Genomic DNA, 13,140 nt, shown 5'->3' on the forward strand with positions numbered 1-13,140 from the left:
TGCGATGGGAGTGGATGCTATGCTGCGGTTGATAGGCGCCTGTATGGTTATTTTTGGATGCGGAACAGCTGGCATAGTCGTGGCCAGAAGTTACTCTCTTCGCCCCCGCCATCTGCAGGAGATGCGCAGTGCGCTCCAGCTATTAGCCACAGAGATTAATTACGCACGATCGTCGTTATCGGAAGCATGCAGTAAAATAGCGGGTCAAGTTGAAGGACCGATCGCGCAGTTCTTTGCTCAGTTTGCTGATTCTCTGGCACAGAACAATGATGTAAGCGCATCTGAACTCTGGAATCAGGCTCTCCAAATATTAGGGGAAGCAGGTTTCACCAATCAGGAATTAGAGGCGGTTGGTCAGCTTGGCAGTGCGCTGGGGAGAAGCGATGCCGATGATCAGATGAAGCATCTGCTGCTTCTGCAAACCCGGTTAGAGCAGTTGGGCTCCCAAGCTGAGCAGGAGCGGGATAAGATGGTTCGGCTCTGGAATTATCTGGGGTTTTGTGTAGGCGCCTTAATAGTTTTATTGCTGATCTAGAAGGGAGACAGACCATGGGTGACTTGACACCGATCTATCGTATCGCCGGTTTAGGCATCTTAGTGGCAGTACTGAATATTTTCCTTCAGCAGGCGGGGAGACAGGAACAAGCCCAGATGCTGAGCTTAGCTGGGGTCATCATCGTGCTGCTCTGGTTGGTGCAGATGGTAGCTCGTTTATTTGAAAATGTTGAGGCGGTATTTCGCTGGTAACCGAGGAGTGTTTACATGCTGTGGGTTCCATTAATCGCCGGATTGGCAGTAGTGCTTGTTGTGGTCCAAATTCAGCTGCGGGGTATGAATCCGCCATGGGCTGTTTTAACATCAATAACCTTTACTGTAATTGTGGTATTACTGTTGATTCCTGAATTGACCCAGGTGGTGGGGTTTTTAAACAGCCTCTCGAATCAAGCAGGAGTGAGTTCTCAGTATCTGGCACCGATTCTTAAGACGACAGCGATAGTTTATATCACAGCATTTGGCACGGAAATCTGCCGAGATGCGGATGAAAATGCTATGGCAGTGGTTGTGGAATTGGCTGGGAAGATTATCATTTTAATCATTGCGCTGCCCCTTATTGAAGCTATTTTGATTGCTGTATTGGGAATATTGGGGTAATAGGTGGTTATTAGAGTGCACAAAAACTCTAAAGTTAAGGTGTTGTTTGTAATCTGCTGTTTGGCATTGTTTTCCGGTGCAGCTGCGGCTTTGGCTGCTGATCTGGATATTTTAGCTGAATCTGTTGAAGAACAGCTGCGGGCACTCAATTTAGAGGAACTGATCGGATATGTGGATCGCATTGAGCCGGATTTTCAAGAATTCATTCCGGCTGTAAACCTAAAGACGGTCTTTACTAATGGGTTAAAAGATATCAATCTTATTGATGTGTTTAACACATTAGTCAAGGTTTTATTTAAGGAAGTAGTTTTTAGTTCCCAGCTAATGCGCCAGCTTTTGGTAACAGCTCTGCTGGCAGCGGTTTTGAACCAACTTCAGCTCTCCGTTGAAGACAAAGGAATCATTAATATTGGGCTGCTGGTCTGCTTTTTGGTGATTATGTATGTGGGACTTCAGAGCTTTCGGTCTGCCTTAACCTTAGCGTACCAAAGTCTCGATGACATGGTCTCGTTTATGTATGCGCTCCTGCCGATGCTTGCTACATTAGTCGCTTCTGTAGGTGGAATAACATCAGCTGCCATGTTTCACCCGGTCCTGATTGCGGTAGTCAGTGGAGTGGCTTTCTTGATAAGGACGATCTTGTTTCCACTGCTGAATGTTGGTGCAGTAGTCGGGCTGTTAGCCCACCTTTCTCCGGATTTTCCTTTAACCCGCTTGAGTGGACTGATAAAACATGCGGCAACCATGCTCCTTTCATTCGCGTTTACAATTTTTTTAGGTGTACTGGCAGTGCGGGGGGCAATTGCGCCAGTAGCAGATGGAGTCGCCCTGCGGGCAGCCAAATTTTTGACAAGCAATGTGGTTCCCGTGATTGGTTCCATGTTTGCGAACGCGGTTGAGGTTGTGGTTGGCGGATCATTGTTAATCAAGAATACTGTCGGGATGTTCGGTATGCTGATTATTTTTTTCTTAGTAGCCCTACCGATCATTAAAATCTGGGCAATTGTACTTATCTACCGCATCACAGCTGTTCTGATAGAACCAATCAGCGATAAGCGTATTTCTGAAGCAGTAGGCAGCATGGCTGGTTCGCTCACACTGGTAATGGTGTCCTTGGCAACAGCAGCCTTAATGTTTTTTCTAACTATCACGATTTTAGTGGGAATCGGCAATTTGGCTGCAGTAATGAGGTGAAACGATGCGGGGTATATATGATTGGCTGCGGATGGCTGCGGGTTTGATTTTAGTGATAGCTGTTTTCGATTTGTTCTTACCGGCCAACGACAGCAAAAAGTTAGCTAAGTTGGTGATGGGTCTGGTGATTATGCTGGTGCTGCTGGAACCGCTGCTGGCATTAGTTTATTCAGGATGGGAGCTCGATACGCTGTCGCTGGGGTTAATCAGCAGTCCTGCAAATGTGGATTGGGCAGGAGCTGGAAGTCAAATCTACAGCGCCGGCATGCGCCCTGTTATGCAGTATGTATCAGAAAACACTGCTTACCAGCTGGAAGCTCTGCTGCTCAGCAGTACAGCCATTCAAGATGCCCGGATTCAGATCAATATCAATCAAGAAGGCTTAATTTCTTCTGTAGATGTTAGGATTATACCGGCGGAATCTGGCAATCTGGACAGTGATCTTCAAGAATTGACAGAACTGGTCATAGATCTGGTTTCTCGGTATCTGCAGACAGCCGAGTCCAATATTAATGTTGAAATTGGTTAGGTTAGGGGGAAGTTGGCTTGTTCGCGAAACTATCGGCAGCGCAGCGTAAAATCATTAACTGGCTGGGATTTTTGGTTGTTATCGGGATCGGATTGATGCTGATTCAAGCTCCCAAGCAGGAAACAAACCGCAGCACCCAGATCCGCTCTCCCGCTGAGTCTGCTGCAAATCACAGCGGGAGCAGCAGTAACTATGAGGAGCAGATTGAGGAAAAGCTAATCAAGATCTTATCCCAGATCAGTGGAGTCGGAGATGTTGAGGTTTTTGTAACATTGGAGCGCAGCGCCAAAATTGTGATTGCTGAGTCAATCACGGAAGACATGAGAGAGGGGGAACGACGCCTGACTAAGTCTCCGGTTACACTCAGAGCAGATGGTGGAAACAAAGAGATTCCGCTTGTTCTTGAAGAGTATGAACCTGAGCTGAGGGGTGTCTTGGTTGCAGCCGAAGGAGCTGCCGATCCCCAGATCAGATACCGGATTTTCCAAGCGGTTCAAACCGTGCTGCAGCTGCCGATGTACAAGATAGAAGTGCAGGCAAAAGTAAAATAGCGAAAGGTGGGCGCCGTGTGTATTACGTGATTCATGCCAAAAGAGTTGTTCTGCTGATGATTGTTTTAGTGCTGATCGGGGTAACTTTTTGGGTTGGTTTCTATGGCAGTGACGAGCTGCGTCAAGCTGCCGGAGACTATTACGCTTCAGATAACGAAGATGCAGCTGAGGTTGAGCAAGATGCGGAGCCGGCAGTTGATGTTTTCTCCTCGCAGCTTCGCACCGTAAGCGAGCTAGACGACGGAATGTTTATTTCAGTAACATCTGTGCCAACTAAATTTGTGGAATACCGAATAGAGCGGGAAAAAGTGAGAAGCCAGAGGCTGGATCTGCTGGAACGCATGCTGGAAACCGCGGAGCTAGACCCTGATAACCGCAATAAACTACAGCTGGAACTGGTAGGTTTATTGGATAATATCGCGCGAGAGACAGAGTTAGAGAACCTTCTTAAAATGAATGGTTATCTGGATGCGGTTGTTCTTATCGAAAATGATTCAGCCACTATTGTTGTTCCCGTAACTCTGTCGAGCTATGAAGCGGAAGCGATAGGGGAGATGGTGCGGAGGATCACTAACATCCGTTTGGACAGGATTACAATTATTGACGAGCTGACAAACAGCTAGCGAAAAACCAAGGTTGTTCCTAACCAAGGATTGACCTTGGTTTTTTAGCATGAAAATTTGCTGGTAGTGGAAAAGTAGACCATGGAACAGGACATTACATTCAAACGTCGAATTTAGTAATAATTTCCTGTCATAGGAGGTTATCAATGAACATCGATCTGAAAGAACTGATGATCTTATTCAGCGAAAGCAACATCAGTGAGATGAAATTAGAAAGTGAAGAGCTGAGACTATACCTAGCTAAAGCAGCTTCGGCGCCGCAACCTGCAGCGAAAGCAGCAGTGGAACCGGTGGTTCCGGTTGTGGAAGAAAAAGTGCCGACAGCTGAGGTTTACCAGGAGCAGTTGGGTCCTAATACACGGGAAATCTGCTCGCCAATGGTGGGTACTTTTTATCGAGCACCTACTCCTGACAGTGATCCTTTTGTTACGGAAGGTTCCATGGTAGAAAAAGGGCAGACATTATGTATTATTGAAGCCATGAAGCTGATGAATGAGTTAGAATCTGAGTATAATGGCAAAATTGTAAAGATCTTAGCTGAAAATGGACAACCTGTGGAATATGGGCAACCCTTATTCTTGATGGAAACAGCAGAATAGAGAGTGGTAGATGTGTTTAAGAAGATTCTGATTGCAAACCGTGGTGAAATTGCGGTGCGGGTGATTCGTGCCTGCCGTGAACTTGGAATCCGGACAGCTGCAATTTATTCAGAAGCTGATCGGGATTCACTTCACGTTAAGTTGGCAGATGAAGCTTTATGCGTTGGTCCTGCGGCTTCTCAATCCAGTTATCTCGACATTCCGAATATAATATCCGCGGCGGTGCAGTGTCAAGCCGATGCAGTTCATCCCGGGTATGGGTACTTGAGTGAGCGAGCAGACTTTGTCGAGATTTGTGAAGATTATGGTCTGACTTTAATCGGACCCAGTGCTGACCAAATCGAGCGGATGGGAGACAAATCACGGGCTAAGGCTCTGATGAAAGCGGCTGGTGTACCGGTAGTTCCTGGCAGTGACGGGCCGGTACCCAATGAGGGGGAGCTTGAAGCTGTAGCTGAACAAATCGGTTATCCGGTGATAATTAAAGCCTCAGCCGGTGGTGGAGGCAGAGGTATGCGCGTTGCCCACAATGAAGACGAACTGATTATAGGATACCGATTGGCCCGAGCAGAAGCCGGAGCAGCCTTTGGCAATGATCAGGTTTATCTTGAGCGCTTTATTAAGAATCCCCGGCATGTGGAAATTCAAATCTTAGGCGATCGGTATGGCAATGTTGTGCACTTTGGCGAGCGGGAATGTTCGCTGCAGCGCCGCCACCAGAAAATTTTGGAAGAGGCCCCTTCTCCGGTTGTCGATGACCGTCTGCGAGCCCGAATGGGAGAAGCTGCTGTCAAAGGCGCTAAAGCAGTGAATTATCTCAACGCCGGCACGATCGAATTTCTTTTGGATGAAGACGGCAGTTTTTATTTTATGGAAATGAATACCAGAATTCAGGTCGAACATCCGATTACCGAAATGGTTTACGGCATAGACTTGGTGAAGGCTCAAATTCAGATAGCAGCCGGAGCGGAGCTTGATTATAACCAGCTTGATATTACTCCGACAGCTCATGCCCTTGAGTGCCGCATCAACGCCGAGGATCCTGAATACGGATTTCGTCCGTCTCCCGGTGTAATTACTAAACTGCATGTTCCCGGAGGTCATGGTATTCGCTGGGACAGCCATGTTTACCAAGGTTATGAAATCTCTCCATATTATGATTCCATGTTTGGTAAACTAATTACATGGGGCAGCGATCGTGAGGAGGCAATTCATAGAATGGAGAGTGCCCTTGCGGAGATCATAATTGAAGGAATCAAACATAATGTCAGCTTCCATCAGCGCATTCTTAAGGATCCCCGCTTTCTAGCCGGCCAGTATACTGTAGATTTTATTGAGCAGTTGATGGCAGAGGGCCAATAATAAAATTGTCAAATATTAGGTGGTTTGTTATAATAACACTGTAAGGAGGTGCCGATTATCATGACAGATGAGCAGCGGACCAATTTAGGTGAATTGAAAATTGCTAATGAAGTGGTTGGTATCATTGCCGGATTAGCAGCTACCGAGGTTGAAGGGGTAGCTGGTATGAGCGGCGGAATTGCTGGCGGCATTGCTGAAATGCTGGGTAGAAAGAATCTGTCCAAAGGTGTGAAGGTTGAGGTCGGCGAGCACGAGGCTGCTGTAGATCTATTTATTATTGTTGATTATGGAACTCCTATTCCGGAAGTAGCCAGAAACATTCAAAATAATGTGAAGCAGGCTATCGAAGGGATGACTGGCTTGGATGTTGTTGAAGTAAATATTCATGTGCTGGGAGTGCATTTCCCACAACCTGCGCCGGAAGAGCCTGTTGAGGATCCACCGCCGCAGCCGCGGGTGAAGTAAATGACAGTGCTGGATCGGCTAATCCTAGCTGTCGTTGCAATCGTACTGCTGGTAGGTGGTGTGCTGGTTGCCATGACTGTCTTCGGCAGCAGTGCGCTGTTAAACTGGCTGGTTACAGTGCAGAACGGGAAGCTTGACGGGCTTTTGCTGGTTGTCATTTTACTGCTGCTGGTAGTGTATATCGCTTTAATGCTGGTTAACGACTTGAAACGCGATGAACGGGCTCTCGCTCGCCAGACTCATCTAGGCAGCGTTCGGATCAGTGTGCAGACAATTTCTGAGCTTGTCAGTGAGGCTGTCAAAACGGTTGAGGGAATAAAGGATGCTGCGATCACTGTTACCGAGGTTGAACCGCTGAGTCTTGATCTTGAACTGCGGCTACTGCCCGATCATTCAATTCCTCATCTGACTGAGCTGGTGCAGGCCAGCGTAAGCGATTACCTGCAGCAGACAATCGGAACAGAAGCGGCGGTAATAAATGTGAATGTAAAAGGGGTGCTTCCTCAGCAGCAGATCCGCGTCCAGTAGTTGAAAGAATCGGAGGTGGGGTGGCTTGAGCAGACGTCTTGCGCGCAAAACAGCGCTGCAGCTATTGTATCAGATTGATATCACTCAGAGTTCTCCAAGCGATGCACTGGCAAATTCAGCAGTAGAAACACCACTATCGTCTGCAAGCCGAGAATTTGCTGATAAGCTGGTCAGGGGGGTTAGGGACCATCTGTCCGAACTTGACCAGCTCATCTCTCGTTTTGCTAAGGATTGGACGCTTGACAGAATGTCGTGTGTTGACCGGAATATTCTGCGGTTAGCAATTTATGAATTAAAATACTTACCGGATGTACCTACTAAGGTCAGCATTAATGAGGCAGTTGAACTAGCTAAAATTTTCAGCGATATGCAGGCTGCTAAATTCATTAACGGCATTTTAGGTACCGTGGTAGATTATTTAGCTGGGAGTTCAGATGAGTAAAGCTTACTATTTAGGAATCGACACCAGTAATTACACAACCTCGCTTGCAGTAGTTAATGAGCAGGCAGAACTGGTGGCTAATATCAAACAGCTGCTGCCGGTTAAAACCGGCGAAAGGGGTCTTCGGCAATCGGAGGCTCTTTTTTGGCATGTCAAGAACCTACCCTTGCTCATGAAAGAAACATCAGAAAAGATACCCGATTTAGGGGAGTTTCTGCGTGCGGCTGCGGTCAGCACCAGCCCACGCCCTGTTGACGATTCGTATATGCCTGTGTTTTTGGCAGGCAGTGGCCTAGCAGAGAGCTTAACCGCATTGCTTCAGATCCCCTGTTTCGGGCTATCGCATCAAGAGAATCATATTTGGGCTGGCCTCTACAGCGCAGGAGGTCCGCAGGCAGAGCAGTTTTTGGCAGTTCACTTATCTGGTGGTACATCAGAAATAGTTAGTGCATCGGTAAAATCCGGTTACTGCTTAGACCTTGAAATATTGGGTGGGTCAAGCGATCTTAATGCTGGGCAGCTGGTGGATCGGATTGGAACAGCTATGGGCCTGCCGTTTCCCGCCGGTCGAGATTTAGAGCGGCTGGCTTTAAACAGTACCAAAGATTTGGTGATCCCATCGTATCATCGCGATGGACAGATTAGTTTTTCTGGGGCTGAGGCAGCGGCAGTGCGCATGTTACAAACAGAACAGCATGCGGATATCGCCAAAGCGGTGCTCCTAAACATTGCCCGTACAGTAACGAAACTAATTGACTGGGCTCAGCAGCAGACGCAGCTGACCAAGGTTTTAATGGTTGGTGGGGTATGTTCAAATCTAATCATCAGAAAAGAGCTGGTCAAGCGGCTGCCTCAGCTGGAACTGTTTTTTGCAGAGCCAAGGTTAAGCGTTGATAACGCCGTGGGCGCTGCTGTTTTTGCTGGCCTTTCCTCTGCAGGCGATTCATTTATCCAGCATGTTTTTTAAGACAGCGGCATATTATTCACCAGAGGAGGGGTTCTCTGTGTGGGTAAAGATCGTGATTGGGGCGATTGTTGGTTTGGTTGTAGGGCATTGGGTGCCCCCGGGTTATGCAGTGTGGGTTTTGATTGGAATTATTCTAGGAGCACTACTGGATTTTACTGCAGCCCGGTATTTTAAGAAAGAAAAACAATCTGAATGATCCGCCGGGATATTCCCGGTTTTTTATTTGATAAATAAAATCGGGGAAGGTATTCAAATCGGGTGAAGAGAACATAACTGAGGGAGGGATACCATGATTCAACCGCAGGTTATCAGCGTCAGTGATTTGACGAAAATGATAAAACAGCAGTTAGAGCAGCCCATGTTCAGTTATCTTGCGGTGGAGGGTGAAATATCCAATTTTAAGCATCACACATCCGGGCACATGTACTTTACGCTGAAGGATGAGCGCAGCCGGATCAAAGCTGTGATGTTCCGCAGCCGTAATGCTGGGTTGAATTTTAAACCAAAAGATGGCGATACTGTCATTGTAGTAGGCTCAATCGGAGTCTATGAGCCGAATGGAGAGTACCAGATTTATCTTGAGCAGATGCTGCCTCAGGGAGTAGGGGCGCTGCATATTAAATTTGAAGAACTGAAAAAGAGGCTGGCGGAGGAAGGGTTATTTGCTCAGGAGCGGAAGAAGCCTCTGCCATACTTACCGCGTCGAATCGGAATAATTACATCTCCTACCGGAGCCGCTGTGCGCGACTGTATAAGCGTGATCCGCAGGCGCTATCCTTCGATGGATATTCTGATTATTCCGGCTATAGTTCAAGGTGATGAGGGACCTAGAAGCATCACAGCAGCCTTAGAAATAGCTGCCGCTCAGAATTTAGACATCATCATTTTAACCCGCGGCGGCGGTTCGATCGAAGAATTGTGGAGTTTTAATGATGAGAGCGTAGCAAGAGCAATCGCTGCTTGCCCTATTCCGGTTATCAGCGGAGTGGGTCATGAAACCGATTTTACAATCGCGGATTTTGCCGCTGATCTGCGCGCACCAACACCATCTGCGGCAGCAGAAATCGCAGTTCCTGATTACGAGCAGCTGGTGGACGCTGTCGAGCAGTTGACATCACGGCTCAGCTCCGGACTAAAAAAGCTCATCAATGAAAAACGCCAGGCTGTCGAGTACCTCACCCACAGAAGGGTGTTTTTACAGCCAGAGGAGCGAATAAACCGGGAGCACCAGAAACTTGATGAGTTGTCCGCCAAGATCAGTACTTTGATCAGCCACCGCTTAAGCATGACTAAGCAGAACTTTGTTAATCTTGCGGACAAGCTTGACAGCCTCAGTCCCCTTGCGGTATTGGGTAGAGGCTACGCAGTATGTCAAAAGCTTGACCAGAGCTTAGTTACCGATCCTAGGCAGGTTGCAGTTGGTGAGCAGGTAATGGTAAAGCTCAGAACAGGACAGATTAGGTGTCTGGTGGAGAAAGGAGAATCTCATGATGGATGAAAAAGCGATCAGCTTTGAGGATGCCCTTAAAGCTTTAGAAGAAATTGTACGCCAGTTGGAGGAGGGTACTGCTAGTTTAGATGACTCCCTGAAACTTTTTGAGGATGGCGTTAAACTGGCACGGGTCTGCCGCAGCAAACTGGATCAGTATGAAGCAAAAATCGAGATTTTGTTGGAGAAAAGTGGAGAAACAGTAACTGAACCATTCGAACAGAAGGAGAGTGAATAGGCTGTGGATATGAAGGAGTATTTAAAAGCAAATGCGCAAATGGTTGAAGATAGGCTCAATGAACTTCTGCCAGATGCGGTTGTAAAACCGGATGCAATTCATCGAGCGATGCGCTACTCCTGTTTAGGTGGAGGTAAACGCCTGAGGGCTATGCTGGCCATGGAAGCATGCGCAGCAGTCGGGGGAAACCGGGAAGCCGCCCTAGATTTTGCCTGTGCGATTGAAATGATTCATGCGTACACCTTGATTCATGATGACCTGCCGGCTATGGATGATGATGATTACCGCAGAGGCAAATTAGCCAACCATAAGGTTTTTGGTGAAGGAATTGCAATCTTGGCGGGAGATGCTCTGCTTACCTATGCTTATGAGGTTCTATCATCCATGGCAGGTGTGGACAGTAAAGCGGCTCTAAGGATTATTAATGAAGTGAGTACCGCCTGCGGGTCCCAGGGCTTAATCGGTGGACAGGTTGTTGACTTGGAATCGGAAGGCCAAGAGATTGATCTATTGACCCTAGAGTATATCCACCGCCACAAGACAGGCAAGCTTTTCTCAGCAGCGCTTCGAGGCGGCGCAATTATTGGTGGAGCAGATGAAGATGTTCTTGCAGAGCTTTCGTTATACGGAGAGAATTTTGGTTTAGCATTTCAGATCACCGATGACATTTTGGATGTATCCGGGGATATTGCCAAATTAGGTAAAGCTACCGGCGCTGATCTGCGTAAGGGGAAATCAACCTCAGTATCTCTGCTGGGATTGGAAGAAGCTAAGTTGCTGGCCGAGCAGAGCGTTGACAAGTGTAAGCGCTATGCAGCGAAACTTCCAGGCAAGGAACACTACTTGGCAGAGCTTGCTGAGTATGTCCTCAAGCGTGATTCGTAGCTTGATTGAAGATCTCGCATCGATATGTTATAATAGAGACGCCTAAGCGGAGGTTAAGGTGGAAGGGCGATCTACTGGTTGGGCAGTACAGCCCTTTCCATCAATGCTGCTCCGGGCCAGCTTTGTGCTGCTTTTTTTTATTTTAAATTAGATCACCTGCAGGAGGACAGGCTTTAGTTAGACTAAAACTGACTCAAACAGACAAAGCTAAAACGGAAACAATATCCAGAAAGGGGCCTATCTTACTTGCTGGAATCAATTAAATCTCCACAAGATTTACATAAATTAGATTACCAGGGCTTAACAGCACTCGCCCAGGAAATCCGCACTAAGATTATCGCGACCGTAACCCAAACGGGTGGTCATCTTGGGGCCAATTTAGGTGTGGTTGAACTGACCATCGCCCTTCATTCTGTTTTGAAAAGCCCTCAGGATAAGATCATCTGGGATGTTGGTCACCAGTGTTATCCCCATAAACTTTTGACTGATAGATATCAGGATTTTGATACGCTGCGGCAGTTAGGTGGAATTTCCGGATTCCCATCTCCTGATGAGAGTCCCCATGACGTTTTTCGGGTCGGCCACAGTTCTACATCTATCTCAGCAGCCCTTGGAATTGCTGTTGCCCGCGATCTGCAGAAAGAAGATTTCAACGTAGTTGCGGTCATCGGTGATGGAGCTTTAACCGGCGGTCTTGCTTTTGAAGCCTTAAATCATGCTGGCCAGCTGGATACCGACTTGGTTGTAATTCTCAATGACAATGCCATGTCGATAGCCAAAAATGTGGGAGCATTGAGCAATTACCTCAACAGCCTGCGGCTGGATCCGACTCTGTCGCGAGCGCGAACCGAATTAGAGAACTTTATTAAGCGGATTCCCGCTATCGGAGGATCGGTCAGCAGACTGGGTTCTTCGTTTAAAGATGCAGTTAAAAGCTTATTGCCGGGTCAGCTTTTTGAACAAATGGGTTTCAGCTATTTTGGGCCATTTGACGGACATAATATCCGCCAGATGCAGCGGGCACTCAGGGATGGCATCAAAAGAGGTGGACCGGTGTTGATCCATGTAATTACTCAAAAAGGCCGGGGTTTTACACCAGCGGAAGAAAATCCAGAGAAATACCATGGATTAGGACCGAGCTACAGCAACAACCAAGGCAAAACCATCAGCTTCAGTGATGTTTTCGGCAGAAGTTTAGTGGAGTTTGCTGAGCGGGATGAGAGGATTACAGCCATAACGGCTGCGATGCAGGACGGTACCGGATTAACACCTTTTGCTGAGCGATTTCCGGAGCGATTTTTTGATGTGGGAATTGCGGAGCAGCACGCTTTAACTTTTGCTGCGGGTTTAGCCGCGCAGGGTCTGCGACCTGTGGCAGCGGTTTATTCTACTTTTTTGCAGCGAGGTTATGATCAAATTCTCCATGATATCTGTCTGCAGAATCTGCCGGTGGTAATCGCAGTTGATCGAGCAGGTGTAGTCGGGGAAGATGGACCGACTCACCACGGCGTATTCGATCTCAGTTATTTAAGCCACATTCCTAATCTAGTCATCTTAGCGCCTAAAGATGGTGCTGAGCTGAAAGGAATGCTTAAGTGGGCATTGTCCCAGGAGCAACCGACAGCAATTCGCTATCCCCGCGCTCAAACGACTGCAGTAGGCTCTGTGGTATTTGATCCTGCTCAGTCCATACCCAGCGATGTTGTGTATGAGGGAAGCGACTGCTCCCTGCTGGCAGTTGGAGGTATGGTGGAAGCCGCAGTTCAAGCAGCTGAGCTGCTGGCGCCAGCAATCAGCTGCCGCGTAATCAATGTTCGCACTATTAAGCCCTTTACTAAGCAGGATTTAGAGCGGCTTGTTCAGGATACATCTGTAATATTTACCCTTGAAGATAATGTTGTAACCGGGGGATTTGGCAGCCATGCAGCCAGATTAGCTGCTGAGGATATGCGCAAACAGGTAATCACGCTGGGTTATCCGGACCAATTTGTCCCTCAAGGTCGAATTGATCAACTGCACAGCATGTTTGGGCTTACTCCGGAAAGAATTGCTGATAGAATCAGCCAAGTAATGGCTGCTGAGCTCCAATACCGAAAGGATTAAAGGAAGATTTAGC

18 protein-coding genes are annotated in these 13,140 nt (G+C 47.6%); all 18 read left to right on the plus strand.

The features are described 5' to 3' along the window. Positions 1 to 19: 19 nt before the first annotated feature. A complete protein-coding gene (locus tag GX019_06765; protein ID HHT36863.1) occupies positions 20 to 535 on the plus strand; it encodes a stage III sporulation protein AB in 516 nt (171 codons plus the stop codon). Positions 536 to 549: 14 nt separating this feature from the next. Continuing rightward, positions 550 to 747 (plus strand): stage III sporulation protein AC, encoded by a 198-nt coding sequence (gene spoIIIAC / locus GX019_06770; GenBank protein HHT36864.1) that lies wholly within the window; start codon positions 550 to 552, stop codon positions 745 to 747. 15 nt (positions 748 to 762) lie between these two features. Beyond that, a complete protein-coding gene (locus GX019_06775) occupies positions 763 to 1,152 on the plus strand; it encodes a stage III sporulation protein AD (protein ID HHT36865.1) in 390 nt (129 codons plus the stop codon). Positions 1,153 to 1,167: 15 nt separating this feature from the next. Beyond that, positions 1,168 to 2,346, plus strand: coding sequence for a stage III sporulation protein AE (spoIIIAE, locus tag GX019_06780; GenBank protein HHT36866.1), 1,179 nt, complete (start codon positions 1,168 to 1,170; stop codon positions 2,344 to 2,346). Between the two features lie 4 nt (positions 2,347 to 2,350). Next, positions 2,351 to 2,875 (plus strand): hypothetical protein, encoded by a 525-nt coding sequence (locus GX019_06785; protein HHT36867.1) that lies wholly within the window; start codon positions 2,351 to 2,353, stop codon positions 2,873 to 2,875. 17 nt (positions 2,876 to 2,892) lie between these two features. Further along, positions 2,893 to 3,426, plus strand: coding sequence for a hypothetical protein (locus GX019_06790; GenBank protein HHT36868.1), 534 nt, complete (start codon positions 2,893 to 2,895; stop codon positions 3,424 to 3,426). Positions 3,427 to 3,443: 17 nt separating this feature from the next. Then, positions 3,444 to 4,049 carry a SpoIIIAH-like family protein gene (locus GX019_06795; GenBank protein ID HHT36869.1) on the plus strand — a complete coding sequence of 202 codons (606 nt, stop codon included), beginning with the start codon at positions 3,444 to 3,446 and terminating at the stop codon, positions 4,047 to 4,049. 146 nt (positions 4,050 to 4,195) lie between these two features. Further along, positions 4,196 to 4,648 carry an acetyl-CoA carboxylase biotin carboxyl carrier protein gene (accB, locus tag GX019_06800; protein ID HHT36870.1) on the plus strand — a complete coding sequence of 151 codons (453 nt, stop codon included), beginning with the start codon at positions 4,196 to 4,198 and terminating at the stop codon, positions 4,646 to 4,648. 12 nt (positions 4,649 to 4,660) lie between these two features. Further along, positions 4,661 to 6,010: an acetyl-CoA carboxylase biotin carboxylase subunit gene (gene accC, locus GX019_06805; protein HHT36871.1), complete on the plus strand. Its 1,350-nt coding sequence runs from the start codon at positions 4,661 to 4,663 to the stop codon at positions 6,008 to 6,010. A gap of 60 nt (positions 6,011 to 6,070) precedes the next feature. Next, positions 6,071 to 6,475, plus strand: coding sequence for an Asp23/Gls24 family envelope stress response protein (locus tag GX019_06810; GenBank protein HHT36872.1), 405 nt, complete (start codon positions 6,071 to 6,073; stop codon positions 6,473 to 6,475). Next, positions 6,476 to 7,003: an alkaline shock response membrane anchor protein AmaP gene (amaP, locus tag GX019_06815; protein ID HHT36873.1), complete on the plus strand. Its 528-nt coding sequence runs from the start codon at positions 6,476 to 6,478 to the stop codon at positions 7,001 to 7,003. It begins immediately after the preceding gene. Between the two features lie 25 nt (positions 7,004 to 7,028). Continuing rightward, a complete protein-coding gene (gene nusB, locus GX019_06820; GenBank protein ID HHT36874.1) occupies positions 7,029 to 7,445 on the plus strand; it encodes a transcription antitermination factor NusB in 417 nt (138 codons plus the stop codon). Beyond that, positions 7,438 to 8,412 carry an O-sialoglycoprotein endopeptidase gene (locus GX019_06825; GenBank protein ID HHT36875.1) on the plus strand — a complete coding sequence of 325 codons (975 nt, stop codon included), beginning with the start codon at positions 7,438 to 7,440 and terminating at the stop codon, positions 8,410 to 8,412. The genes nusB and GX019_06825 overlap by 8 nt, the downstream gene beginning before the upstream one ends. A 37-nt stretch (positions 8,413 to 8,449) precedes the next feature. Beyond that, a complete protein-coding gene (locus GX019_06830; protein ID HHT36876.1) occupies positions 8,450 to 8,608 on the plus strand; it encodes a hypothetical protein in 159 nt (52 codons plus the stop codon). Positions 8,609 to 8,701: 93 nt separating this feature from the next. Further along, entirely contained in the window at positions 8,702 to 9,910 is a 1,209-nt protein-coding gene (gene xseA / locus GX019_06835; GenBank protein ID HHT36877.1) for an exodeoxyribonuclease VII large subunit, read from the plus strand. Beyond that, complete coding sequence (locus GX019_06840) at positions 9,900 to 10,139, plus strand: exodeoxyribonuclease VII small subunit (protein ID HHT36878.1); 240 nt, start codon at positions 9,900 to 9,902, stop codon at positions 10,137 to 10,139. The genes xseA and GX019_06840 overlap by 11 nt, the downstream gene beginning before the upstream one ends. Before the next feature lie 9 nt (positions 10,140 to 10,148). Further along, complete coding sequence (locus GX019_06845) at positions 10,149 to 11,024, plus strand: polyprenyl synthetase family protein (protein ID HHT36879.1); 876 nt, start codon at positions 10,149 to 10,151, stop codon at positions 11,022 to 11,024. A gap of 246 nt (positions 11,025 to 11,270) precedes the next feature. Then, on the plus strand, positions 11,271 to 13,127 hold the full coding sequence (locus GX019_06850) for a 1-deoxy-D-xylulose-5-phosphate synthase (GenBank protein HHT36880.1): 1,857 nt from the start codon (positions 11,271 to 11,273) through the stop codon (positions 13,125 to 13,127). Positions 13,128 to 13,140: the final 13 nt, after the last annotated feature.

The organism is Bacillota bacterium (assembly GCA_012837335.1).
Lineage (GTDB): Bacteria > Bacillota > Limnochordia > Darwinibacteriales > DTU012 > DTU012.

Coding starts and splice junctions, on each gene's coding strand:
- GX019_06765 (HHT36863.1), top strand. CDS start 20: ATGCTGCGGTTGATAGGCGCCTGTATGGTTATTTTTGGATGCGGAACA.
- spoIIIAC (HHT36864.1), top strand. CDS start 550: ATGGGTGACTTGACACCGATCTATCGTATCGCCGGTTTAGGCATCTTA.
- GX019_06775 (HHT36865.1), top strand. CDS start 763: ATGCTGTGGGTTCCATTAATCGCCGGATTGGCAGTAGTGCTTGTTGTG.
- GX019_06785 (HHT36867.1), top strand. CDS start 2,351: ATGCGGGGTATATATGATTGGCTGCGGATGGCTGCGGGTTTGATTTTA.
- accB (HHT36870.1), top strand. CDS start 4,196: ATGAACATCGATCTGAAAGAACTGATGATCTTATTCAGCGAAAGCAAC.
- GX019_06810 (HHT36872.1), top strand. CDS start 6,071: ATGACAGATGAGCAGCGGACCAATTTAGGTGAATTGAAAATTGCTAAT.
- amaP (HHT36873.1), top strand. CDS start 6,476: ATGACAGTGCTGGATCGGCTAATCCTAGCTGTCGTTGCAATCGTACTG.
- GX019_06825 (HHT36875.1), top strand. CDS start 7,438: ATGAGTAAAGCTTACTATTTAGGAATCGACACCAGTAATTACACAACC.
- xseA (HHT36877.1), top strand. CDS start 8,702: ATGATTCAACCGCAGGTTATCAGCGTCAGTGATTTGACGAAAATGATA.
- GX019_06840 (HHT36878.1), top strand. CDS start 9,900: ATGATGGATGAAAAAGCGATCAGCTTTGAGGATGCCCTTAAAGCTTTA.
- GX019_06845 (HHT36879.1), top strand. CDS start 10,149: ATGAAGGAGTATTTAAAAGCAAATGCGCAAATGGTTGAAGATAGGCTC.